This window comes from Parafrankia discariae, assembly GCF_000373365.1.
GTDB lineage: Bacteria > Actinomycetota > Actinomycetes > Frankiales > Frankiaceae > Parafrankia > Parafrankia discariae.
In genome coordinates this window covers 1-23,418 of record NZ_KB891262.1, presented here as the reverse complement: position 1 = coordinate 23,418, position 23,418 = coordinate 1, and the positions used below count along the sequence as shown (strand labels likewise).

The following is a 23,418-nucleotide window of genomic DNA, read 5'->3' as shown; positions in this document are numbered from 1 at the left end:
ACAGACTATCTTTCATGCGATCACTACGCGTCGTCCGCCGCCAGGTCACTGACCAGGCGGATTTTTCCCCCTGACCGTCACGCGTGCGCACGTCGGGAAACCATCACGGAAATCACCGAACACCTCAACCCCGCACGCCGTTCCCGGACTAACCCACGCGCCATCAGACGAGGCCGACACAACGCCTACCGGGTCAAACGCCCAACAGATACCGGCACCCGCCATGATCGGCCACCTACGATCATCCTCGCCCGCGCGGCTTAACTAAGCGGTATTGCCCTATAGCCGATCACCGGCTAGTATGGTCGGCACGCCTGGCCACCAGGCATACCCCGAAACAGCACCGGCGCTGTCGGGCCGCCCGAATATCGCCCCGGGATACCGGACAGGCACGGATACCGCACGAACAGGAGAAGGAATTGTCGACGGCCGCGCCGGTTGATCGCGAGAAGCCGAACGGGCCTCGCTCGCGCAAGGGCGCCGCCACGCGCGCACGGCTGCTCGACTCGGCCAAGGCGGTCTTCGAGAAGGACGGATTCCTGGAGGCCCGGATCTCGGACATCGCCGAGCACGCCGGGCTTTCCCACGGCTCGTTCTACCACTACTTCGACTCCAAGGAGCAGATCTTCCGCGAGGTCGCCATGGAGATGACGGACCTGCTGAACGCTCCGCTGAGCACGTCGATCTTCCTGCCGTCGTCGACCGCGGTCCCCCGGGAGCGGATCAGGGCGGGCATCCGTACCTACCTCGAGAGCTACCGCGCGGAGGCGCGGATCATCGGGGTGATCGAGCAGGTGTCCCGCTACGACGCCCACCTCACCGACGAGCGGTTCGAGCACCAGCAGCGCGACCGGGAACGCGTCGTCGGTTCGATCGGGCAGTTGCAGAGCCTCGGCCTGGCGGATCCGGACGTCGACCCCGCGATCGCCGCGCACGCGCTCGGCGCGATGGTCTCCCGGTTCGCGGAGATGTGGTTCGTCCAGGGGCTGGTCGACTGCGACTTCGACGAGGTCGTCGACCAGCTCGCCCGGCTCTTCGCGAGCGCGCTGCGGCTGCGCGACCGGCCGGACGAGGACGGGCGGCCCTCCCCTACCCACGCGGAGTAGCCGCCGGCCGCCGGAGCACCCGGGCCGGTCGGCGGAACGAACCCATGCCCGGCACCCCGGTCGAGGTCGGTGTGAGACGACCATCGCCGAGGTCCGTGGGCGCCCACGGACCTCGGCGATCCGTAGATCAGCTCGCGCGCGGCGCGGGAACCTCCAGCACGAGGGCGCTCGCCATGCCACCGCCGGCGCACATCGCCGACACCGCCACTCCGCCGCCGCGGCGGCGCAGCTCGTGGATCAGCGTGATGATCTGCCGCGCGCCGGTCGTCGCGATCGGGTGCCCGAGGCTGCAGCCGCTGCCCAGGAAGTTGACGCGGCTGTCGTCGATCTCCAGGATCTTGGACGCCGCGACCGCCACGGACGCGAACGCCTCGTTGATCTCCCACAGGTCGACGTCGGCCACGGTGAGGCCGGCGCGCTTGAGGGCCTTCGGGATCGCCAGGGTGGGGGCGATCCCGGTCTCGGCCGGGGGCACCCCGACCGACGCCCAGGCCCGGACGATGCCCAGCGGCTCCAGGCCGTGCTCCGCGGCGTAGCCACCGTCGGTGATGACCATGGCGGCGGCGCCGTCGTTCGCGCCCGCCGCGTTGCCGGCCGTGATGCTGAAGCCCTCGATCTCGGGGTGCAGCGGCTTGAGCGAGGCCAGCTTCTCCAGGCTGGTGGAGCGCCGCGGGTGCTCGTCCACGGCGAAGGTGAAGCTCGTGCCGTCCCGCCGGGGCACCTCGATCGGGAAGATCTCGTCGGTGAAGCTGCCCGCGTCGATGCCGGCGATGGCCCGCTGGTGCGAGCGCAGCGCCCACGCGTCCATCTCCTCGCGGCTGACGCCGGCCTTGACGGCCGCGTTCCACCCGACGGTGATCGACATGTCGAAGTTCGGGGCCTCGGCGGTGTTCCGGTGGGTCGGGGAGTACCAGTCCTCGACCTCGTCGGTGCCGGGCCGGCGCCGCTTCGACCGCGGCGACGTGGAGGAGGAGTTCGTGCCGCCCGCGACGACGACGCGGTCCATCCCGGAAATGATCGAGGCGGCGGCGGTCTGCACCGCGACGAGCCCCGAGGCGCAGTGCCGGTTGTGCGCGACGCCGGCGGCGTTCACGAAACCGGCCTCGATGGCCGCGTAACGCGCGATGTCGCCGCCGCCGTAAAGCGACTCGCCCAGGACGACGTCATCGATGTCCGCGCTGTCGATACCGGACCGCCGGACTGCCTCCGCGACGGCCTGCGTACCCAGCTCGAAAGCGTCGACGTCCACAAGGGAACCCTTGACCGCGGTGCCGATCGCCGTCCGTGCGGTCGAGACGATTACCGCTTCATGCTCCGACAAGTTCGCTCCTCTGATGGGTACCACGAACCTCGCATGGCCGGAGCACAGGTCCCGCCGCTGTGAGGTGCCTCATATTGCCGAGTCGACGTCGGAGTCAAGATATGCGGAGACTCGCGACGTCGACCACTGCGAGCCCTGCAGGTAGTGGGTCCGGCCGAAATCGGCGCCGGCGTCGGCGCCGGCAGCGATCCGGCGCCCGTCATCGATCTCCCGTTCCGCACCCGCACCCGGCGTCGCCGGGGACCGGGCGGTCGGCGACGCCCGACCCCTGCTACCGGTCGCGCGCTGCCACCATGGGTAATTCTCTCAGAAGGGGCACGAAGGTGTCGACCGACGTGTTACCGGCTGGCGAGAGGCCCAGACCTCCTGGCGAGAACACCCGGCGCGCAAACCGCGCTCCGCACGCGGAGGACCGGGCCCGCCCCAGAGATCACCGGCCCTGGGACGGACCCCGTCGATCACGTCCGCCGGGGGCGGATCACACCTCGGGTCACAGGTGGCGGGCGCCCGAGGCCGCCATCGCCCGGATCATGTTGTCCTGCACGAAGGAGGCCACCAGAGCGCCGCCGCCGCGGTACGCGCTGCCCTGGCCGTAGCTGCGACCGTGCCCCGCGTAAGGGCTGCGGTGCGCCAGCAGCACCCATTCCGACGCCGGGCCGGGCTGGTGGAAGGTGATCGTGTGGCTGAGCACCCCGGTCGACAGCGACACGTGGGCCAGGCGCTGGCCGACGCCGGGATGCGGCCGCATCGCGGTCCCGATGAGGAAGCTGTCGGTGGAGAGCGCCAGCAGCGCCTGCGAGGTCACCAGGTCGTCGGGCGCCCCGGGCCAGCGGATCCAGACGTCGAGCTCGGGCGGGCCCACCTCGTCGGGGTCGCTGATGTCCACGTCGCCGACGACCCGCACCTGCCAGCCGCCGGAGCCGTTCGTCTCGACACCCGCGGCGCCCGCCGGCTCCGTCGGCGGGACGGGGGGCGGCGCCGGGTGCGTCTCGGCGTAGCTGATGAAGTCCGGCTCGTCGCCGGTGAGCAGCACCTGCGACTGCACGCACAGCCGCCCGCCCTGGCTGATCGACACCGCGCTGGCCGCCAGGCTCCGCCCGGAGTGCTGGCGGGTCACCGCGATGTCGAGCGGCGTGTCCGGGCGCGCCGCCCGCGCGAACACGGTGTGCAGGGTCTTGACCTTCTTGCCGTCCTGGCCGACCAGCGCCGCCACCAGGGACTGCGCCAGCAGCTGCCCACCGTGCGCCACCGGGCCGCCGAGCTGGATGCTGCCGGCGCGGTAGCGGTCGGTGTCGACGGGCTCGAGCTCGAGGGACGCGAGGACCGCGTCGAGGGAGAACATCGGTTACCGCGGTCCGAAGCGCAGGGCGCCGTCGAGGCGGATGTTCTCGCCGTTGAGATAGGAGTTGCGGGCGATCGACTCGACCAGCAGCGCGAACTCCTCGGGCTTGCCGAGCCGGTGCGGGAAGATGATGTCCTTGACGAACTTCTCCCGCATCTGCTCCGGCACGCCCATCATCCGCGGGGTTCCCATGGTCCCCGGCGCGATGGCGCAGACCCGCACGCCGATCGGGGCCAGGTCACGGGCCATCGGCAGGGTCATGCCGAGGATGGCCGCCTTGGCCGCGCTGTAGGACACCTGGCCGATCTGGCCCTCGATCCCGGCGATGGAGGCCGTGTTCACCACGACCCCGCGCGTGCCGTCCGCGTCCGGCTCGTTGCCGGCCATCGCGGCGGCGGACAACCGGGTCACGTTGAAGGTGCCGAACGCGTTCATCTCCATGGTCTTGATGAACGACGACTTCTCATGCGGCGTCGCGTCCCGCCCGACGGTGCGCCCCGCGCCCTTGACCCCACCGCCGGCCACGTTCGCGACGACGGCCAGCGGGCCGCCCGCCTGCGCGGCCTCGATCGCGGCCTGCACGTCCTCGTCGCTGTTCACGTCACCACCGACAGCGGAGGCCGAGTCACCGAGCTCCTTGGCCAGGGAGGCCGCGGCCGCGGCGTCCTGGTCGAAGATCACTACGTGCATGCCGGCCTCGACCAGCTGCCGCACCGTCGCGGAACCGAGGCCGCCGCCGCCACCCGTCACTATCGCTGAACGTCCGTTCAGGTCCAACGGTCATCACCCTTCGTCCACCCGGAACCGACAACTCCGCGCACCGCCGGTCCGATCTGCGCGCCGCCGGTCCGACCACGGTCGGACCGGTTTCGCACGGCCGGCTTGGCCATGTCGCATGCTAAATCCATACTGACTCCGACGTCACTTTTGGTTCGAGGGGCGAGCGGAGCCGGCCGTCGATGTCGTGGTGCCCGAGTCACTCCGCACGCCGCCCGCACAACGCACTCGGCCCCGGCGGGTGAGGCCGGGGCCGAGCACGTGACGGCCGTGGCGGCCGTGGTCGCGGTGGGGTCGCGGTGGGTCTACTGGCCGGTCCAGCGCGGCGGGCGCTTCTCTGCGAACGCCACGGCGCCCTCCTTGGCGTCCGCCGAGGTGCGCACCACCGCGACGAACTCCTCCTGCCGGTCGAACGCCTCCTCGAGCGGCCAGTCGACCGAGCGCGCCAGCACCTGCTTGGAGGCCGCGAGCGCCAGCGGCGCGTTCGCGGCGATCTCCTCGGCGAGCTCGAGCGCCACCTCGAGCGCCGCGCCCGGCTCGGTGAGGCGGTTGACGAGGTGGACGTCGGCGGCCTCGGTCGCGGGCCACATCCGGCCGGTCAGGACGAGCTCCATCGCCAGGTGGTAGGGGATGCGGCGCTGCAGCCGCAGCAGGCCGCCGGCAGCCGCGGCCAGGCCGCGCTTCACCTCGGGCAGGCCGAACTTCGCGTCCCGCGCGGCGACGATCAGGTCACAGGACAGCACGATCTCGAACCCGCCGGCGAGCGCGTAGCCCTCGACCGCGGCGATCAGCGGCTTGCGGGGAGGCTGGCGGACCAGCCCGGCGAAGCCCCGGCCCGGCACGATCGGACGCTCGCCGCGGGCGAAGCCCTTCAGGTCCATCCCGGCGCAGAACGTCTTGTTCGCGCCGGTGATGACACCGATGCTCAGGTCGTCCCGGGCGTCGAGCTGCTCGAGCGCGGCCGCGATGGCCGTCGCCAGGCTCAGCGACATGGCGTTGCGCGCCGCCGGCCGGTTCATGGTGAGGACCAGCACCCGGCCGTGCTCGGTCAGGACGAGCTCTTCGGACGCGGCGGGAGGGGCGTCCGACAGGGAGCCGTCCGGACGGGAGGTCTGCACGTCAGCCATGATGCTCTCTCTGGTGAACGGGCCAGGCGGCCACGGGGTCCGCCCGCCGCGGCGGCGGGCGGGCGGGCGGGGCAGGGCGAACGGAAGCCGTGGGCGGCGGGCCGGCGGGGTGGGTCAGGAGGTCCGGGGCTCGGGCCGGCCGGGCTGCTCTCCCCCGCGGGCCTCGCCGTAGGACCGCTTGGGGACCATCACCTTGCGCCGGTAGACGCAGACCAGGGTGCCGTCCTGGTTGAGACCGCGGGTCTCGACCGTCACGATGCCGCGGTCGTCCTTGCTCTTCGACTCCACCTTGTCGAGCACCGTCGACTCGCCGTAGATCGTGTCCCCGTGGAAGACCGGCGCCACGTGCCGCAGCGACTCGACCTCGAGGTTGGCGATCGCCTTGCCCGAGACGTCGGCGACGGACATCCCGAGCAGCAGCGAGTACACGTAGTTCCCGACGACCACGTTGCGCTTGAACTGCGTGGTGTGCTCGGCGTAGTTGGCGTCCAGGTGCAGCGGGTGGTGGTTCATCGTGAGCAGGCAGAACAGGTGGTCGTCGTACTCGGTGACCGTCTTTCCCGGCCAGTGCTTGTAGACCGCGCCGACCTCGAACTCCTCGTAGTACCGACCGAACTGCATGACGACCCCTGTTCCTTCCCGCGAGCGCCCCTGGCGGGCGGATCCGTCCACGTCTCACCACCCCCGCACGCGCAGGGTCCCACCTGGCGGCCGGGCCGGACAGCCCGGCCGGGCGTTCAGCCGCGCAGCTTGTACTCCTGGAGCAGGGCGCGGCTGATGATGCGCTTCTGCACCTCGGAGGTCCCCTCGCCGATGAGCATGAACGGGGCTTCCCGGTAGAGGCGCTCGATCTCGTACTCCTTGGAGTACCCGTAGCCGCCGTGGATCCGGAACGACTCGGTCGTCACCTCGTGGCAGTACTCACTCGCCAGGTACTTGGCCATTCCCGCCTCGACGTCGTTACGCTGCCCGCTGTCCTTCTTCCGGGCAGCGTTGACCATCATCAGATGGCCCGCCTCGACCTTCGTGGCCATGTCCGCGAGCTTGAACGCGATCGCCTGATGATCGGCGATCTGGTGACCGAAGGTCCGCCGCTGCTGCGCGTAGGCGATCGCCAGCTCGAACGCCCGGATCATGATCCCGCAGGCCCGCGCCGCGACGTTGACCCGCCCGACCTCCACCCCGTCCATCATCTGGTAGAAACCACGACCCGCCGCCCCGGGACCACCCAGGATCGAACTCGCCGGCGCCCGGTGACCGTCCAGGATCATCTCGGTGGTCTCGACGCCCTTGTACCCGAGCTTCTCCAGCTTCCCGGGAATCGTGATACCACCATCGGTACCGAAACCCGGCTCCTTCTCCAACAGGAACGTCGTCATGTTCCGGTAGACCGACTCCGCGCCCTCGTCCGTCTTCACCAACGTCGCGACCAGACCGGCCCGGGCACCGTTGGTCAGCCACATCTTCTGCCCACTGATCGTGTACCCGCCGCCGTCGGCGTCACGGTCGGCCCGGGTCGTGATCGCCGAGACGTCCGAACCGCAGCCGGGCTCACTCATCGAGAACGCCCCACGCAGCTCACCGGTCGCCATCAGCGGCAACAACCGCTCCCGCTGCTCGTCGGTCCCGTGCTGCAACACCAGGTACGCCACGATGAAATGCGTGTTGATCACACCGGACACGCTCATCCAACCGCGGGCGATCTCCTCCACGACCAGCGCGTAGGTCAGCAGCGACTCACCCAGCCCGCCGTACTGCTCCGGGATCGTGATCCCGAACAGGCCCATCTCCTTCATCGCCTCGACGATCGCCTCGGGATACTCGTCCTTGCGCTCGAGATCACCCGCGTTCGGCAGGATCTCCCTGTCGACGAACGACCGCACCGCCGCGAGGATGTCGGACTGCACCTCGGTCAGCCCGTCGGTCTGCGCGATCCTGCCCATAGCGGCTCCTGTGTCCTTCGGAGGTCTCGACGGGGAACTTGACGGGGAAACAGCCGACCGGGTCAGCCGGCCGGAGGCTCGAAGCTCACCGTGCGCGCCATCCCCGCCGCCCGGCCCTTGCCCGCGATCACCTCGGCCATCTTCCGGCTCGCCTCGTCGATCATCTCGTCACCGAGCATCACCGCGCCACGCAACCCACCCTCGTCCGAGGTATGCCAGGCGTAGGCGTCCAGGATCAGCTCCGCGTGGTCGTAATCCTCCTGCCGCGGGGCGTACACCTCGTTCGCCGCGTCGATCTGCCCCGGGTGCAGCACCCACTTGCCGTCATAACCCAACGCCGCGGACTTCTTCGCCACCCCACGGAACGCCTCGACGTCCCGGATCTGCAGGAACGGCCCGTCGATCGCCTGCACCCCCCGCGCCCGCGCCGCCTCCAGAATCTTGAACAGCACATAGTGGAACGGGTCCCCCGGATAATCCGGGTTCAACGCCCCCACCACCAGCGACGGCATGTTCATCGACGCCATGAAGTCCGCCGGCCCGAAGATGATCGTCTCGATCCGCGGACTGGCGAACGCGATCTCCTTCACGTTCGACAGACCCAGCGCGTTCTCGATCTGCGCCTCGATACCGATCCGACCGACCTCGAAACCCATGACCTCCTCGATCTGCGTCAACAGCAGATCAAGCCACTGCACCTGCGCGGCGGTCTGCACCTTCGGCAGCATCACGCAGTCCAGGTTCGCCCCCGCGCCCTCGACCACCGTCACCACGTCACGGTAAGTCCACTTCGTCGTCAGGTCGTTGACCCGGACCACCCGGGTCTTGCCCTTCCAGTCCCCCTCGTTCAGCACCGCGACCACGTTCCCCCGCGCCGACTCCTTCGCCCCCGGAGCGACCGAGTCCTCCAGATCACAGAAGATCTGATCGGCGGGCAGGCCCTGCGCCTTGCCCAACATCTTCACGTTCGAAGCCGGAACAGCCAGACACGACCGGCGAGCACGCAGAGGCATTCTGGTCAGAGACTCCTTCGTCGGGCCGGCCCGCCGCGGCAGCGGGAGAACCGGTCGTCACGGCTGGTCGGACAGCGCCCGGCGGCGGGGCGAGTGGCCCCGCCACGGTAGTCCATGGCGCCGGAGCATCCATGTCGATCGTCACCGACGTGGGACGGGGCCTCCCGCCGGCCGGAACAGCCGGCGGACCGCCCGCGGCACCGGCCACCCCCGGCACGCTCCACACGAAAGCAGGACGTCCACGCCACGTCGTGGTGGTGTGCGGGCAGTCACAGGACCGCCGAGGTTCGCCGGCGACGGACACCGAGTCGACCGTGGAGCGCCACACATTGTGGAGCGGTCACCCCCGGGTTCGGCCGACCTGCGGTATCAGGCCCCATCGCCGCGAAACGGCTGGTGTCACCCCGGTACGGTCGGTGACGACGATGACGGGGCCCACGGGCGCGGCGGCGCGTCCGGGCACCCCGTCAGATCGCACGGAGGAGTGGACAATGCCGTTAACCAGCACCAGCGACGTCTACTACGATCCCTACGACGCCGGGATCGACGCCGATCCGTACCCGGTCTGGCGGCGTCTGCGCGACGAGGCACCGCTCTACTACAACGAGAAGTACGACTTCTACGCCCTCAGCCGCTTCGAGGACGTCGAGCCGGCCCTGAGCGACTGGAACACCTACCGGTCCGGCCGGGGCTCCATCCTGGAGCTCATCAAGGCCGACATCCAGCTGCCGTCGGGAATCATCCTCTTCGAGGACCCGCCGATTCACGACCTGCACCGCGGCCTGCTCGCCAGGGTCTTCACACCACGGAAGATGAACGCGCTGGAGCCGAAGATCCGCGAGTTCTGCGCGCGTTCCCTCGACCCGCTCGTCGGCACCGAGCGTTTCGACTTCATCCGGGACCTCGGCGCCCAGATGCCGATGCGCACGATCGGATTCCTGCTCGGTATCCCGGAGGCCGACCAGGAGGCGATCCGGGACCGTCTCGACGAGGGCCTGCAGCTGCGCGAGGGCGAGGACCCCTCGGTGTCGGCCGAGGACTTCAACGCCGCGGAGTTCGGCGCCGAGGAGTTCGGCACCTACATCGACTGGCGCGCCGCGCATCCCTCCGACGACCTGATGACGGAGCTGCTGACCGCCGAGTTCGAGGACGAGACGGGAACCGTCCGCAGGCTGCACCGGGGCGAGGTGCTCACCTACGTCACCATGCTCGCCGGGGCCGGGAACGAGACGACCACCCGGCTCATCGGCTGGGCCGGGAAGATCCTCGCCGAGAACCCCGACCAGCGGCGCGAACTGGTCGAGGACCGCTCACTCATCCCGAACGCGGTCGAGGAGCTGCTGCGTTTCGAGGCGCCCTCACCGGTCCAGGCGCGCCATGTCGCCCGCGACGTCGAACACCACGGCCACACCGTGCCCGCGGGCAGCATCATGGTGCTGCTGAACGGCTCGGCGAACCGGGACGAGCGCCGCTTCGCCGACCCCGACCGCTTCGACGTCCACCGCGACGTCGGCCGCCACCTCAGCTTCGGCTACGGCATCCACCACTGCCTCGGCGCGGCGCTGGCCCGGCTCGAGGGCCGGGTCGCCCTCGACGAGGTCCTCAGCCGGTTCCCGACCTGGGAGATCGACTGGGACAACGCCGTCCAGGCCCGCACCTCCACGGTCCGCGGCTGGGAGACGATGCCGGCCTTCGTGCGTTAGACGGCCGCCGGGCCGACCACGACGTCCGACCGACCACGACATCCGAATCCAACGATCAACGATCGGAGATGGGTCATGAGCATTCGAGTCGTCCAGTGGACCACCGGGGGTGTCGCGCGCAGCGCGGTGCGCGCCGTCCTCGCGCATCCGCGCCTGGAACTCGTGGGCTGTTTCGCGTGGAGCGCCGAGAAGGACGGCAAGGACGTCGGTGAGCTGTGCGGCTTACCGCCGCTCGGTGTCCGGGCCACCAGCAGCTTCGACGAGATCATCGCGCTGCGGCCCGACGTCGTGCTCTACATGCCGTTGCTGTGGGACGTCGACGACATGGTGCGGCTGCTCGAGGCCGGCATCAACGTCATCTCCACGGCGAACTTCCTCACCGGTCGGTCCTACGGCGAGAAGGACATGAACCGGCTGCACGAGGCCGCCCGGCGCGGCGGGGTGTCCCTGTACGGAACCGGGATCAACCCCGGCCTGGCCGGGGTCGTGGGCCTCACCGCGGCCGCGCTGTGCCGGGAGGTGGAGAAGATCTCGATCCTCGAGGCCGCCGACTGCACCCACTACGCCTCGGCCGAGACCTGGCAGGCGCTCGGCTTCGGGTCACCGCCGGACACCCCCGGGCTGGCCGACGCGGCGAAGCAGCGCCAGCTCGTCTTCCAGGACGCGGTCGAGGTGATCGCGAAGGCGCTCGGCGTCGAGCTCGAGGAGGTGCGCTACGCACCCGAGTTCGGCCTGGCGACCAGGGACCTGGACCTCGGTTACATGACCATCCCGCGGGGCACCGTGTGCGGGCTGAAGGGCCGCTGGCAGGGCATCGTGCGGGGCCGGCCGCTGATCGAGCTGGGCCTGCTGTGGCGGCTGGGCAACGCCATGGAGCCCGACTGGCCGATCGAGGAGGGGTACGTCATGGAGGTCCGTGGGCACCCCAACGTGCGGCTGCGCTACGAGTTCGACTACGCCGCGGACGCCGTGGACCGCGACGCGCACACCGCCAACCCGGCGGTGAACGCCGTTGCGGCCGTGGTGGCCGCGCCCCCCGGCCTGGTCACCGCGGACGACCTCCCGCTCGTCACCGCCGGATCCATCGCCACACCGTAGGGCCGCCCAGTCTCCAGCCCCCGGCTTCCAGCCCTCGGCTTCCGGCCTCCGGGTCGGAAGCCGGGGCCGGAAGCGCGGGCGGTCCGGACCGGCGGGGTCAGCCGCCGCGGGCCTCGACGAGCGCGCCGCGGTTGATCTTCGTGGCCTCGCTGCGCGGGAGCGCCTCGACGATCTCGATCGTCTTGGGCACCTTGTAGGCGGCGAGCCGGCTCTTCGCGTAGGCGATGACCTCCGCGGGCGACGGGGGCCGCGCCGGGTCGGCGGGCTGCACGACGGCGTGCACCCGCCGGCCCCACTCCGCGTCCCGCAGCCCGATGACGACGATGTCGGCGATCTTGGGATGGTCGATGAGCGCCGTCTCGACCTCGGCCGGGAAGACGTTCGCCCCACCGGTGATGATCACGTCGACGCGGCGGTCCACCAGGTACAGGAAACCGTCGGCGTCGAGGTAGCCGAGGTCGCCCACTGTCTCGAAGCCGTCGTCGGTGCGGCGCAGCCGCGGCGCCTGACCGAGGTAGGTGTAGCCGCCGTAGCTCGACCGCGGCGCGCGCAGGTAGATCTCGCCGATCTCCCCGACCGGCGCCGACTCGCCGTCCGCGCCCAGGATCCGGACCTCGGTGCCGCGGAAGCCCCGGCCCACGCTGCCCGGCCTGGCCATCCACTCGTCGCCGCGCAGCGCGGTGATGCCGAGGGCCTCGGTCATCCCGTAGGCCATCACGATGCGCTCGGCGCCGATCAGCCCGGCCCACCGGTGCACCAGCGAGTGCGGCATCGGCGCCGCCCCCTGCATGATCCACTGGATGCTGGACAGGTCGCGGCCGTCGACGTCCGGCAGGTCGCCGATGCGCTGCAGCATGGTCGGGGTGGCGGTGAACGTGCTGATCCGGTGCCGCTCGAGCACGCCGACGACCCGGGCGGCGTCGAACTTCTCCATCACCACCAGCCGGTCCCCCGCCAGCAGGTTGTACAGGGTGGAGAACCCATTGGCGTGGTACATCGGGGCGAGCACCAGGATCACCTGCGGCCGCGGTACCGGGTGCCACTGTTCGACGAACGGCGCGGTGGCCCGGGCGTCGAAGACGGCCGGGCGCGCGTTGAGGATCACCTTCGGCGTGCCCGTCGAGCCGCTGCTGCAGATGCCGTTGGTCTGCGGCGACGTCGCGTCGGGCAGGTCCGGGACGGCGAGGTCGGCCGTCGCGTCGATCCACCCGATGTCCTCGGGCCCGAGGAACACGGGGGCGTCGACGGTCTCCCGCAGCCGGGCGAGCTCCCAGTCCGGCAGGTCCCAGCGCACCGGCACCGGCACGGCGCCCAGCTTCCAGGCCGCCAGCGCGCTGAACACGAACTGCGGCGAGTTGCGCAGGCCCAGGCCGAGCAGGTCGCCGGGGCCGAGCCCGCGGGCCGCGAGGGCGCCGGCGAGCTGGCCCGAGCGCCGGTCGAGCTCGACCCAGGTGAACGCCGGTTCGACGCCGTCCAGCGCGATGTGGCGTAAGGCGATCTCGTCAGGGCGCTCGGCGACGAGTTCTCGAATGCGCCGAGCGTAGCTGACCGTGTCGTCCACGGCGTATCCCTCCGTAGGTCCCGCCGGCTCCCACGGAGGGACGAGTCCGAAAACTGACTTAATAATTAACCGTGTCTGGCGTCGGGCGAAACCGTTCGATGTGACCCGGCCCGCGCCGCGTGACCCGGCCCGCGCCGCGGTCCCGGCGTTCGTGGCGAAGCCGCGGCCGGCCGTCCGCGCGTCGTCCCGGGCCGGCGCGGGCGGACGTCCAGGCTGGGAGCGCCGCCGGAGCTCGGCACTCGGCACTCGGCACGCGGCACGCGGCACACAAGGCTCGGCCGTGGGTCCTCGGAACACCTCGGGAGGTCAGCATGAAGATCGTTGTGATCGGTGGCGGTGGGCTTGTCGGCTCGCGGGTCGTGGCGCGGCTGACCGGGCTCGGGCACCGGGCGGTGGCCGCCTCGCCCCGGACCGGCGTCAACGCCCTCACCGGCGAGGGCCTGGCGGCCGCGCTCGACGGCGCCGCCGTGCTCGTCGACGTGGCGAACTCACCGTCGTTCGAGGACGACGCGGTGCTGCGCTTCTTCGAGACCTCGACCGCCAACCTGCTCGCCGCCGAGGCGGCCGCCGGGGTCGGGCACCACGTCGCGCTCTCGGTGGTCGGCACCGGCCGCCTGACCGCCAGCGGGTACTTCCGCGCGAAGACCGCGCAGGAGCGGCTGGTCTCGGCCGGCCCGATCCCCTACTCGGTCGTCCGCGCCACCCAGTTCTTCGAGTTCGTCGGCGCCATCGCGGACGCCGGCACCGCGGACGGCACGGTGCGCGTCCCCCCGGTGTTCATCCAGCCGATCGCCGCGGACGACGTCGCCGCCGCGGTCAGCGGCACCGCGCTCGGGACGCCGGCGAACGGGGTCGTCGAGATCGCCGGCCCGGAGCGGTTCCGGCTCGACGACCTCGTCCGCACGGTGCTGTCCGCCCACGACGACCACCGACCCGTCGTCGCCGACCCCCGGGCGCGCTACTTCGGCGCGTCGCTGGACGATGGGACCCTGACGCCCGGCGACGACGCCGCGCTCGGCGGGACCCACCTCGTCGACTGGCTGAAGGAACGGTAGGAACCCGGTGACGACCTTCGCCCTCATCCCCGGCGCCGGCGGCTCCGCCTGGTACTGGCACCGCGTCGCCCCGCTGCTGACCTCGCGCGGCCACCGGGCCGTCGCCGTCGACCTGCCCGGTGACGACGAGTCCGCCGGGCTGCCGGAGTACACGGGGCTGGTCCTCGACGCGGTCCGCGGGCGGGACGACGTGGTCGTCGTCGCGCAGTCGCTCGGCGGGTTCACCGCGCCGCTCGTCGCCGCGCGGACGCCGGTGCGCGGTGTCGTCCTGGTGAACGCGATGGTCCCCGCGCCGGGCGAGACCCCGGGCGACTGGTGGGGCAACACCGGCGCCGAGGACGCGCGGACCGCCACGGCGCGGGCGGCCGGGTACACCACCGAGTTCGACCCGTCGGTGTACTTCCTGCACGACCTGCCCCGCCAGGTCGCGGCCGACGGCGAGGCCCACCAGCGGGCCGAGGGCCCCGCGGTGTTCGCCTCGACCTGTGACCTCGACGCGTGGCCCGACGTCCCGACCCGGGTCGCCGCCGGCGCCGACGACCGGTTCTTCCCGGTCGACTTCCAGCGGCGCGTCGCCCGGGAGCGGCTGGGCGTCGAGGCGGACACGCTGCCCGGCGGCCACCTCCTCGCGCTGAGCCAGCCGCAGGCGCTCGTGGACTACCTGCTGGCCGGCTGAGGCCCTCCGCAGGGCTGAGCGCCGGCCGGGGCTATTTGACCTCGGTCAGGGTGCCGTTCCGCACCGAGTAGACGAAGCCCCGCACGGCGTCGGTGTGCGGGATGAACGGGCTCGACCGGACGCGCGCGATGGACTGGCGGACATCCTCGTCGAGGTCGTCGAACGCCTCGGCCGCCCAGGGCGGGCGGATCCCGGTGTCCGCGGTGATCTGCGCCTTGAACTGGTCGTCGGTGAACGTCAGCATGCCGCAGTCGGTGTGGTGGATCAGAATGATCTCCCGGGTGCCGAGCAGGCGCTGGCTGATCGCCAGCGACCGGATCTCGTCGTCGGTGACGGCACCGCCCGCGTTGCGGATCACGTGCGCCTGGCCCTCCCGCAGGCCCAGCAGGCGGTAGACGTCCAGCCGGGCGTCCATGCAGGCCACGATCGCGACGCCGAGCTCAGGCGGCAGCGGCAGGTCACCCTGGTCGAAGCCGCGGGCGTAGGTTTCGGCGTTCGCAAGCAGATCGTCCGTCGCGGTCACGATCAGCACTCCTCCGGTCGGGCCCACCAGCCGGGCCGCCCCGGCTACGGCCACATTCCTACCGGAGCAGTGAAGAAGTCAACGCCCGACCCGAGGTCTCCGACCCGGAGACCTCGGGTCGGCGCACCCCTTCCCCTTTCTCGGCGATCTCGCCTTTTCGTACCCGAAAAACGGGTTCACCGTCAGGCAAGAGGAGGAAAGAGGCAAGAAGGAAATCAAAGGACGAGCGGCTCGTCAGCGCGGACGGATTCCGGGCGGTCAGATCCGGCCGGCAACCGTGCGGGCCAGTTCCTCCAGTGGCCCGTTGTTCTCCGCGGGGTCGTTGCTGCGCACCAGTTTGATCGAAACCCAGAAGCCGGCTTTGTTGACAAAGACCCCCTGGTCCTCGAGATAGGCCTCGTCACCGATGCCCGACAACGGTCGGAGATCGTGGCCGGTGCCACGCTCGGCGGCGAGATAGTTCGCCGCGGTCTCCCCGACGAAGACCTCGACCTGGGCCGTCGGCCCACTGGGTGGCGCCGTGTAGGTGCACGTCTCGGCGAGCGACACGGGGCTGCTGAGCGGCGTGCCGGCGAGTTTCTCCGCCTCCGGCCCGGTCACGAGGGAGCAGGCGTCCGCCGGCGCGGCGGCGGACGGCGCCGCCGTCTCCTCGGGCTTGTTTCCACCGGTGGCCGCCGGGCCCTGTCGCCCGGGTGCGGACGAGGAAGCCGCGTCATCACCCGAGGTACCGCATCCGGACACGCCGAGCAGCACGAGGACCGCGCATACGGGCAGCACCGCACGGGCACCGACGTAAAAACTTTTCAGAACAGAAGGATTCATGCTGGCCCCCATTGGTCGGAACCCGTCGACGCACTCGAACGCCGGACAGGGACGAGCAGATTACTCCCGGATCCACCGATCTTGTGACGGCATGTGTGCCCGGTTCCGGAAAGCAGCGGATCGCGAGCCGACGGCGACGGTCATCCGGGTCCGAGCAGCCGGGCCAGCTTGCCCTCGAACTCCTCGCGGGTGAGCACGCCCGCGTCCCGCAGCTCGCCGAGCCGGCGCAGCCGATCACGCAGATCCAGCTCTCCGGACAGAGCGGCGGCAGAGGACAGAGCGGCGGCAGGCGGAACGGGTGCCGCCAGGCCGAGACGACGCAGGATCAGATCCGTGATCTCCCTGCCGGCACGCCTGTCCACGTTCGTGATCTCCGCCTTCCCCCCCGAAGCGAACACGGTGATCTTCCCGAACGCCAGGCCGGCGGCCCACTCCACCGAGGAGACGTTTCTCAGCTGGAACTCCTCGCTGGCCCGCCGCCGCCGGCCTTCCGACACGAACAGCAGGCGGCGATCGGTGAGCACGACGAGTCCTCCCTCCCTGCCCCGCGAGCCCCGGGCCAGGCGCTCGACGTGTTCCCCCGCCCACAGATGCTCCGCGAGGTATCTGACCTCCCGGCTGCGACCGATCCTCAGGCGCGCCTTCCGCCTGGCGTGCTCGATGTCCTCGCGCAGCCGCGGCGGGCCCGAGTTTCCGCTGGCCGACAGGTCGTCACCGCTCACCCGCCGGCCGCCCGCGTTTCCCGGTTCATGCGGACATGGTGGCATCGTCCGTGCTGTCCGGCGATCTCGCCGGACGCATCCGCGGCGCGGGACGTCCGGAACGGCCCGGGCGGGTCTGGCGGTCCCGCGCGGGGTGTCCGGCGCGGCCGGACGCCGGGTGGAACGAGGGCGGAAGGGAACGGCTCGGATCAGTCGGACCGGACTAGACCCGCGTCGGCGTGGTCCGGCTGGGCGGCACCGCCGGTCGCGACGAGCCTGCCGGCCAGCTGGGTCCGCGCCGTCACGCCCAGCTTCCCGAACACGGAGCGCAGGTGGTGTTCGACGGTCTTCTCGCTGAGGACGAGCTCCCGGGCGACCTGGCGGGTGGTGAGACCCGCGGCGACCAGCTTCGCGACGGCGAGTTCCGCGGTGCTCAACCGGGACGCGTCCCGTTCCCGGCGCCGGCCTTCCCGGGGTGTCCATCCGCCCGCGACCAGTTCGCTCTCGCAGCGGTCCAGGTGTGGACGGGCGTCCAGCAGGGTGAAGACCTCGTGGGCGGCCTGTAGCTGCCCGACCGAGTCGGTGGGTCGGCCCGCGCCGCGCAGGAAGGCGCCGTAGGAGTGGTGGAGCAGTGCCTGTTCGAAGGGCAGCTCGATCCGCCCGAACTCGGCGAGGCCGGCGCGGAAGGCCGCGTCGGCGGCGCCCGCGTCGCCGCGCAGGGCTTCCAGGTTGCCGCGGTTGCGGGCGGCGGCGGCCATCGCGGAACGCCGGCCCCACCGCCTGGCCGCCGTTTCGAACCGGACGAGAACCCGCTCGGCCCGTTCGAGGTCACCGACCTCCACCAGGGCGTCGACGAGGACGTCCTGCCAGCCGGCGATGCCGGGCTCGGCGTCGAGGTCCAGCAGCCCGGAGCGGACCGGCGGTTCGAGGGCGGCGACGATCTCGGCGGGCCGGCCACGGGCCCGCGCCAGGTGGGCGGTGGCGATGGCCGTGCTCGCGACGAGGTGGGGAAACCCGCTCGCGGCGAAGACCCGCGTCGTCCGGACGTGTCGCTCCGCCTGTGCCCACTGGCCGCGCGCCGCGGGAACCAGGACGCCGATCTGGTGGCAGTACGGGACCATCACGCCGTCGTCGGAGTCGGCCATCAGCGACAGCGCGAGATCGCAGTGGATCGCGGAGTCGTCCCAGAGCCCCGCCCGGTACTCGGCCTGGGCGAGCGTGGTCGTGACCAGCACCCGGAACAGCAGCGAGCGGTCCCGGCTGGCGGCCAGGACTCCGCTCAGGTCCCGGCGGGCGTCGGCGAGCCTGTCGACCAGGGCGTAGAGCTGCCCCCGGCCGGCGAGCAGGTCCAGGTCGGCCACGGAGGCGATCGCGGGGTCCGGCAGGTCGGTGACCGACTCGAGCACGGCGTCGAGCTGCCCGCTCGCCGCCAGCCCGCTCATCCGCGTCTGCCCGACGAGGTCGAACGCCGCGTGGCCGGAGCTCAGTGCCAGCGCCCGCCCGGCCCACTCGGCGGACTCCGCGCCGCGCAGCCTCGTCGAGTAAAGGGCGGCGAGCCAGGCGGCGACCCGGGCACCGAGCGGCGGGTCGGGGTCGACACCGCTGTCCGGGGCGCAGCGCCGCCACGCGTTCCGCAGCAGCGTCTCGGCCTCGTCCGCGTCACCGCGTTGGAAGGCGAAGCGGGCCAGCAGGTAGTCGCGCCAGGCGGTCGGTTGGAAGCCGCGGACCTCGGCCACCTTCCCGAAGGGGTCGGGCAGGTCACCCGTCAGCAGCTGACAGTCCGCCGCCTCCAGGATCAGCTGCTCGTGGTCGGCGCGTGCCGGGGCGAGCCGCGCGGCGGTGGACAGGTGGCCCGCGGCGGCGGCCCAGGCCCCCGCGGCCGCCTCCTCCCGGCCCAGCCGGGCCAGCTCCGTCGCCAACCCGCCGTCCGGCCCGGTGGCGGCACGGGCCAGGTGGTGCAGCCGCGGGGCCTCGTCCTCGGCGAGCTCCGCCGCCCGGGTGTGCAGCTCGGCCCGCCGCGCCGGACCCGCCTGCTCGTAGACGGCGGCGTGCACCAGGGGATGCGGGAACCGCAGGCCCCGCGCGACCGGCCGCTCCACCAGCAGCCCCGCCGCGATCGCCTGCTCCAGCGCCCGCAGCGGCTCGTCCAGCCCGGCGACCGCCGCGGCCTGGGACAGCGTGGGATGCGCGCCGAGGACACTGGCCGCGGTCGCCAGTTCCCGGCCCTGGACCGGTGCCGCCGCGAGCCTCGCCACCACGAGCATCGCGAACGAGCGCGGCACCGGGAGCGGCATGTCGAGATCGTCGAAGGCCTTCGCCGGGACCTGCTCGAGCAGCGCACGGGCGTGCAGCGGATTGCCTCCGGTGTGGGCTCGCAGCCGGACGCACGCCCGCCAGGAAAGCGGGCCGGTGGCGTGCGCGGAGCTCAGGGCCCGCAGCTCGATGTCGTCCAGCCCTTCGAGCAGAACGCGGACGGTCCGCTCATCCACCAGCAGCCGGCGGAGCCCGTCCGGCAGCCGCGCGTCCACCAGATCGCGGACCATCAGCACGGCGAGAACCCGGTCGGCCCGCAGCCGCCGCAGCGCGAACGTCAGCGCCTGCAGGGACGGCCGGTCGGCCCAGTGCGCGTCGTCGACGACCAGCACGACCGGACCGGAGCGCTGCAACTCGCCGAGCAGGTCGACCAGAGCCGCGCCGGCGACCAGCGGGTCGGGCGACGGGATCCGGCCGGCGGCCGCCGGCCCGCCGGGGAAAGCCTGATCCGGCCCGCCCGGGAAAGTCTGATCCGGCCCGACGAGCCTGGCCGCTTCGGTCGTCAGCTGGTCGAGCACCCCGAGGCTGAGTCCCGTCTCGTCCTGCTCGCCGCTCGCCCACAGCACGCATCCCACGTCCGCGTCGCCGAGGAGATGGCGGACCAACGCCGTCTTACCGATTCCCGCCGGCCCCTCGAGCAGCGCGACCCTCGGCCGCCCACCCTGAACCTCGGCGACCGCGCGGCGTAGTCGGCTCAACGCGTCCGACCGCCCCACGAACAGCGCCCGGCCGCCATCCACCAACCGGGCGGCCGGCGGGGCGGCGGACGCCGGTTCGACCCGTCCCAACCGTCTGGCCGCCTCCGTGGCCGAGCGGTTGACGCTGCGCAGGCCGGCCATCCGTATCAATAGACTGTGGTAGGCGTCTTCCCATGCCTGCCTGTCCCGCAGATCGTCAGGCAGCGGCCGGCCGGACTCCTCAGCGATCCGGATACAGGTATCGACGAACACCTCGACGTGATCCTGCGTGGGACGCACCGGCCGACTTCTGCTGATCATTCCGTCGATGGTGCTGCGCTTCAGACGCAACGGCGGTATCCCGGGCCGCCGCCGCGGGGTCTTCGCACTGGCGGCCACCAGGTCACGGATCGACAGACCCGCGGCGTCCCGCAGTGTCCGCAGCCGCTCCGCGAACTCCGGCCGCGGATCCGGTCCACTGCTCACCCAGCCCCCCACCCGAGGTGATCTCGGGGTGTCCGGCGTCGCCGGACACCCCGAAAACGAACAATAACCCGCGCTGGGACCGGACAGACCGAACGCCGCAATCGCTCATCTCCCACTTCGGCGTGATTGCGGCCCGGTCGGTACGCCGGCGCAGGTACGAGACGGATCAGCCGATGTTCTTCAGCGCCTCGCGACGGGACAGGGGCGACAGGGCGTCGCCGCGAGCGGTGACGAAACGGCGGACCTCCGCCGGGTCGGTCCAGGCGTACTGGCGCAGTGCCCAGCCGATCGCCTTGCGGATGAAGAAATCCCTGTCGTCGAGGTTCGCATCGATGCAGGCGTACAGGAGGTCGAGGTCGGTCGCCGCCTTGAACGAAAGCTGGCAGATGATCGACGTGCGGCGCCGCCACCGGTCGCCGTCGCGGCTCCAGCGCAGTACCACGGGACGGATCGCGGCGGGGTCGGCGGCGAGCAGTGGGCCGACCCGGTGGGAGGCGATCTCGTCCACATAGTCCCACCAGGCGCCGGTGACGACCATTTCCTCGTACATCTCCAGCGTCCCCGCCCGCTGGTAGGCGCGATAGGCCCGGTGGCCGGTCAGGTCGATCGCCGCGTACCGCTCCTCCCGGTATGTGGCCTCCCGCCACAGCGCGAGGACGGTCGCCGTCCAGCCGAGCGGGTCCGCCAGCGTCCGCGCGGCGAAGACGGGGCGCAGCACCCGCGTCCGGACAGGTTTCGGCACACCGCGGTAAGGCATGTCCGACTTCATGTACGCCTGCATGCCGGGCGCCCTCACCGGATCGGCGGCATCCGCGAGCGCTGCCCGCACTTCCGCCACCAGCCAGCCATCGACCACATCGTCGCCTTGCCTGTCCACGGCTCGACATACTGCCCGCCATGACCGACGGGCCGACCGGCGAGGGCTCGCGCCGTGGCTCGCGGCACGCCCCTGTGGGGCTCCGGAATCCCGATTCGAGCGGTGACCTGCGCGTTTGCCCGCCGGACTGGGCCCATGTCGGGCAGGCTGGATGGTCATGGTGTGGTCGCTGCTCTACGCCCTGACACGCAACACTCTCGGCCCGATGCTGCTCCGCGTCCGCGGGGACACCGCGAAGGACGTAGAGCGGCACTGTTGCATCGGTGGAGTCCGCTGTCCGGCGGCTGCCGATCGGTCATGATCGGGTGATGCGTCGACGGCGCGCCTGTCCACCGGTTCCGACGTCGGAGTTCGCCGGGTTCCGGTTCCCACCCGATGTGATCATGCCGGCGGTCCGCTGGTACCTGCGGTTCGCCCTGTCGTACCGGGACGTCGAGGAACTCCTCGCCGAACGCGGCATCGACGTTGACCACGTCACCGTCTACCGGTGGGTGCAGCGCTTCACGCCCCTGCTCGCCGACGCGGCCCCGCCCTGCCGGCACCAACCAGGCGACAGGCGGTTCGTCGATGAGACGTACGTGAAGGTCACCGGTCGGTGGACCTACCTGTACCGGGCGGTTGACCAGCACGGGCAGGTCATCGACGTCCTCGCCAGCACCCGCCGCGATCAGGCTGCGGCACGCCGGTTCTTCACCGCCGCGCTGTCCCACGGCCGCCGGCCCGTCGAGGTCACCACCGACAAGGCCCCCGTCTACCCAATGCTCCTCGACGAGCCGCTCCCCGAGGCCTGCCACGTCGACGCCGCCCGGGAGAACAACCGGATCGAAGCCGACCACGGCCTGAAACGGCTGCGCTCCGTCCAGACCGTCAGCGCCGGACACACCCTGGTCCAGAACATCCGCCGCGGACACTACGAACTCGCCACCGACACCAACCCACCACTGAAGCTGGCCGCCGCGTTCACCGAGCTCGCCGCCGCCGTCTGACCACCGATCACCGAGGCCGCTGGCATGCCCCGCCTCCCCGGAACGCAACAGCGCCCCACAGGGACCTGCGGTTGAGACATCGTCCCGACAGTGGTCACGCTCCGTTATCGTCGTGCCGTCTGCTGTCTCGGGAAGCGATCGGTACGCGACCAGAGCGATGTCCATCGGCTGACGGCGGCCGATCCGCCGTCCCACCCCGGTTCGCCGTGGCGCGGGGATCGGACGTTCACGGCGCCGCCAGGGCCAATGGCGGCGTGGGGTGGGTGGGATGTGTCCGCAGGGGCCGGTGGTGTCCGGGGCTTGGTGCGTGCGGGCTCTGGTCGTTGACGTGTCCTGTGGCGTCGTGGCGGTAGGCAGGGGCTTCGGCGGTGAACGGTGCGACCTGTGGCTCCAGCACCCCGATACGGCGGGGACCTGCCGGACGGGGCCCGCATCGGGCAGGCTGGACGATCACTGTGCGGCCTGCGCTCTGCGCCCTGACAGGCAACGCTCTCGGCCTGATGCTGCTCCGGGTTCGCGGGAACTCTGGCATCAGGGCAGGGACGACGTGTACCCCGGGCTCCCAGGGCCGATCCGGGTGCCGGGCCTAGATCGCAGCAACCTCCAAGATTCGCGTCGCCGCCGTTTGCCAGAGTGCTCCGTTCCTGTCGGATGGGCGTGGGAGTTGCAGTGTTTCGTGGGGGTCGGGCTACGCTTGTCGGCGGCCCGAAGGGTGCGTCCCACGAAGGCGACAGACCCGGTGGGCGGTAACGGGGTCAACGGCACTGCCCGGACCGCGGCCCGTCCACGACGTTGCCGGTCTGCAGCAATGTCGGTTCGTTACCGCTGCAGCTCAGCGGACCGGTGACGTGGTTGGCTCGGAATTCGGGCACGGCATCCTCCGAGAGCAGGCCACTGCCCCTGTTGGCAGTGATCCGCGCCGGTCCACTGATCGTGTTGGCGGAGGCCTCGAGGCCTCCGGTGTTGGTGTCCAGGGTCAGCGGGCCTCTGATCGTGTTGCCCGCGCAGGGCGTCGCATCGAGAAATAGTCAAGACTTGTGGATGGTGATCGTTAGGCGGCTTGGGTGATGGGTGTGGTGGTGGGGCGTTCGACGAGCTGGCCGCCTTCGAAGACGGCGCCGGCGCGGACGAGGGCGACGAGGTGGGGTGCGTTGACCGCCCGCCAGCGGGCCTGGGCGGCCTCGATCAGTTTGAACGCCATGGCCAGCCCGGCGGCCCGGGATCCGGGGCCCTTGGTGACCCGGGTGCGGTGGCGCACGGTCGCGAACGTGGACTCGATCGGGTTCGTGGTCCGTAGGTGCACCCAGTGCT

Annotated in this window: 19 protein-coding genes and 1 pseudogene; 6 read left to right on the top strand and 14 right to left on the bottom strand. The window is 71.4% G+C overall.

From position 1 onward, the window contains the following. Positions 1 to 419 precede the first annotated feature (419 nt). Positions 420 to 1,106 carry a TetR/AcrR family transcriptional regulator gene (locus tag B056_RS0130025; protein ID WP_018505548.1) on the top strand — a complete coding sequence of 229 codons (687 nt, stop codon included), beginning with the start codon at positions 420 to 422 and terminating at the stop codon, positions 1,104 to 1,106. A gap of 127 nt (positions 1,107 to 1,233) precedes the next feature. Here B056_RS0130025 and B056_RS0130020 read toward each other — a convergent pair whose 3' ends face one another. The 7 genes from B056_RS0130020 to B056_RS0129990 all read right to left on the bottom strand — a co-directional run bounded on the left by B056_RS0130020 (position 1,234) and on the right by B056_RS0129990 (position 8,629). After that, complete coding sequence (locus B056_RS0130020; protein WP_026240300.1) at positions 1,234 to 2,427, bottom strand: thiolase family protein; 1,194 nt, start codon at positions 2,425 to 2,427, stop codon at positions 1,234 to 1,236. A gap of 490 nt (positions 2,428 to 2,917) precedes the next feature. Beyond that, on the bottom strand, positions 2,918 to 3,769 hold the full coding sequence (locus B056_RS0130015; RefSeq protein WP_018505546.1) for an acyl-CoA thioesterase: 852 nt from the start codon (positions 3,767 to 3,769) through the stop codon (positions 2,918 to 2,920). A gap of 3 nt (positions 3,770 to 3,772) precedes the next feature. After that, positions 3,773 to 4,546, bottom strand: a complete 774-nt coding sequence (locus B056_RS0130010; RefSeq protein ID WP_026240299.1) for an SDR family NAD(P)-dependent oxidoreductase — start codon at positions 4,544 to 4,546, stop codon at positions 3,773 to 3,775. 305 nt (positions 4,547 to 4,851) lie between these two features. Next, a complete protein-coding gene (locus B056_RS0130005; RefSeq protein ID WP_018505544.1) occupies positions 4,852 to 5,673 on the bottom strand; it encodes a crotonase/enoyl-CoA hydratase family protein in 822 nt (273 codons plus the stop codon). 114 nt (positions 5,674 to 5,787) lie between these two features. Further along, on the bottom strand, positions 5,788 to 6,294 hold the full coding sequence (locus tag B056_RS0130000) for a MaoC family dehydratase (protein ID WP_018505543.1): 507 nt from the start codon (positions 6,292 to 6,294) through the stop codon (positions 5,788 to 5,790). 116 nt (positions 6,295 to 6,410) lie between these two features. Next, complete coding sequence (locus B056_RS0129995; RefSeq protein WP_018505542.1) at positions 6,411 to 7,616, bottom strand: acyl-CoA dehydrogenase family protein; 1,206 nt, start codon at positions 7,614 to 7,616, stop codon at positions 6,411 to 6,413. A gap of 62 nt (positions 7,617 to 7,678) precedes the next feature. Next, complete coding sequence (locus B056_RS0129990; RefSeq protein WP_026240297.1) at positions 7,679 to 8,629, bottom strand: HpcH/HpaI aldolase/citrate lyase family protein; 951 nt, start codon at positions 8,627 to 8,629, stop codon at positions 7,679 to 7,681. Between the two features lie 491 nt (positions 8,630 to 9,120). Between B056_RS0129990 and B056_RS0129985 the strand changes: the two genes are divergently transcribed. Beyond that, entirely contained in the window at positions 9,121 to 10,332 is a 1,212-nt protein-coding gene (locus B056_RS0129985) for a cytochrome P450 (RefSeq protein ID WP_018505540.1), read from the top strand. 75 nt (positions 10,333 to 10,407) lie between these two features. Beyond that, positions 10,408 to 11,430 (top strand): NAD(P)H-dependent amine dehydrogenase family protein, encoded by a 1,023-nt coding sequence (locus B056_RS0129980; RefSeq protein WP_018505539.1) that lies wholly within the window; start codon positions 10,408 to 10,410, stop codon positions 11,428 to 11,430. A 97-nt stretch (positions 11,431 to 11,527) separates the two neighbouring features. On the opposite strand, the gene B056_RS0129975 is transcribed toward B056_RS0129980, so the two are convergent. Then, the gene (locus B056_RS0129975; RefSeq protein WP_018505538.1) at positions 11,528 to 12,991 is read right to left on the bottom strand and encodes a class I adenylate-forming enzyme family protein; all 1,464 of its coding nucleotides are present in this window, start codon (positions 12,989 to 12,991) and stop codon (positions 11,528 to 11,530) included. Positions 12,992 to 13,302: 311 nt separating this feature from the next. Between B056_RS0129975 and B056_RS0129970 the strand changes: the two genes are divergently transcribed. Continuing rightward, positions 13,303 to 14,046 (top strand): SDR family oxidoreductase, encoded by a 744-nt coding sequence (locus tag B056_RS0129970; protein ID WP_018505537.1) that lies wholly within the window; start codon positions 13,303 to 13,305, stop codon positions 14,044 to 14,046. 7 nt (positions 14,047 to 14,053) lie between these two features. Beyond that, a complete protein-coding gene (locus tag B056_RS0129965) occupies positions 14,054 to 14,722 on the top strand; it encodes an alpha/beta fold hydrolase (RefSeq protein WP_018505536.1) in 669 nt (222 codons plus the stop codon). A gap of 31 nt (positions 14,723 to 14,753) precedes the next feature. Here the strand turns inward: B056_RS0129965 and B056_RS0129960 are convergent, their stop codons facing one another. From B056_RS0129960 to B056_RS0129940, 5 genes are all read right to left on the bottom strand, one after another. Further along, positions 14,754 to 15,245, bottom strand: a complete 492-nt coding sequence (locus tag B056_RS0129960; protein WP_026240296.1) for a beta-class carbonic anhydrase — start codon at positions 15,243 to 15,245, stop codon at positions 14,754 to 14,756. Positions 15,246 to 15,503: 258 nt separating this feature from the next. Then, on the bottom strand, positions 15,504 to 16,022 hold the full coding sequence (locus tag B056_RS0129955) for a hypothetical protein (protein WP_018505534.1): 519 nt from the start codon (positions 16,020 to 16,022) through the stop codon (positions 15,504 to 15,506). A 185-nt stretch (positions 16,023 to 16,207) separates the two neighbouring features. Further along, positions 16,208 to 16,789: a PH domain-containing protein gene (locus tag B056_RS0129950; protein WP_018505533.1), complete on the bottom strand. Its 582-nt coding sequence runs from the start codon at positions 16,787 to 16,789 to the stop codon at positions 16,208 to 16,210. A 188-nt stretch (positions 16,790 to 16,977) separates the two neighbouring features. Continuing rightward, the gene (locus B056_RS0129945) at positions 16,978 to 20,244 is read right to left on the bottom strand and encodes an ATP-binding protein (RefSeq protein WP_018505532.1); all 3,267 of its coding nucleotides are present in this window, start codon (positions 20,242 to 20,244) and stop codon (positions 16,978 to 16,980) included. Positions 20,245 to 20,410: 166 nt separating this feature from the next. Then, positions 20,411 to 21,100 carry a DNA alkylation repair protein gene (locus B056_RS0129940; protein WP_018505531.1) on the bottom strand — a complete coding sequence of 230 codons (690 nt, stop codon included), beginning with the start codon at positions 21,098 to 21,100 and terminating at the stop codon, positions 20,411 to 20,413. A 329-nt stretch (positions 21,101 to 21,429) separates the two neighbouring features. Between B056_RS0129940 and B056_RS0129935 the strand changes: the two genes are divergently transcribed. Beyond that, entirely contained in the window at positions 21,430 to 22,107 is a 678-nt protein-coding gene (locus B056_RS0129935; protein WP_026240293.1) for an IS6 family transposase, read from the top strand. Between the two features lie 1,051 nt (positions 22,108 to 23,158). Here B056_RS0129935 and B056_RS38530 read toward each other — a convergent pair. After that, positions 23,159 to 23,418, bottom strand: a pseudogene (locus B056_RS38530) (IS256 family transposase); the annotation flags it as partial.

Coding starts and splice junctions, on each gene's coding strand:
- B056_RS0129970 (WP_018505537.1), top strand. CDS start 13,303: ATGAAGATCGTTGTGATCGGTGGCGGTGGGCTTGTCGGCTCGCGGGTC.
- B056_RS0129995 (WP_018505542.1), bottom strand. CDS start 7,616: ATGGGCAGGATCGCGCAGACCGACGGGCTGACCGAGGTGCAGTCCGAC.
- B056_RS0129935 (WP_026240293.1), top strand. CDS start 21,430: ATGCGTCGACGGCGCGCCTGTCCACCGGTTCCGACGTCGGAGTTCGCC.
- B056_RS0129990 (WP_026240297.1), bottom strand. CDS start 8,629: ATGCCTCTGCGTGCTCGCCGGTCGTGTCTGGCTGTTCCGGCTTCGAAC.
- B056_RS0130015 (WP_018505546.1), bottom strand. CDS start 3,769: ATGTTCTCCCTCGACGCGGTCCTCGCGTCCCTCGAGCTCGAGCCCGTC.
- B056_RS0129980 (WP_018505539.1), top strand. CDS start 10,408: ATGAGCATTCGAGTCGTCCAGTGGACCACCGGGGGTGTCGCGCGCAGC.
- B056_RS0130000 (WP_018505543.1), bottom strand. CDS start 6,294: ATGCAGTTCGGTCGGTACTACGAGGAGTTCGAGGTCGGCGCGGTCTAC.
- B056_RS0129985 (WP_018505540.1), top strand. CDS start 9,121: ATGCCGTTAACCAGCACCAGCGACGTCTACTACGATCCCTACGACGCC.
- B056_RS0130005 (WP_018505544.1), bottom strand. CDS start 5,673: ATGGCTGACGTGCAGACCTCCCGTCCGGACGGCTCCCTGTCGGACGCC.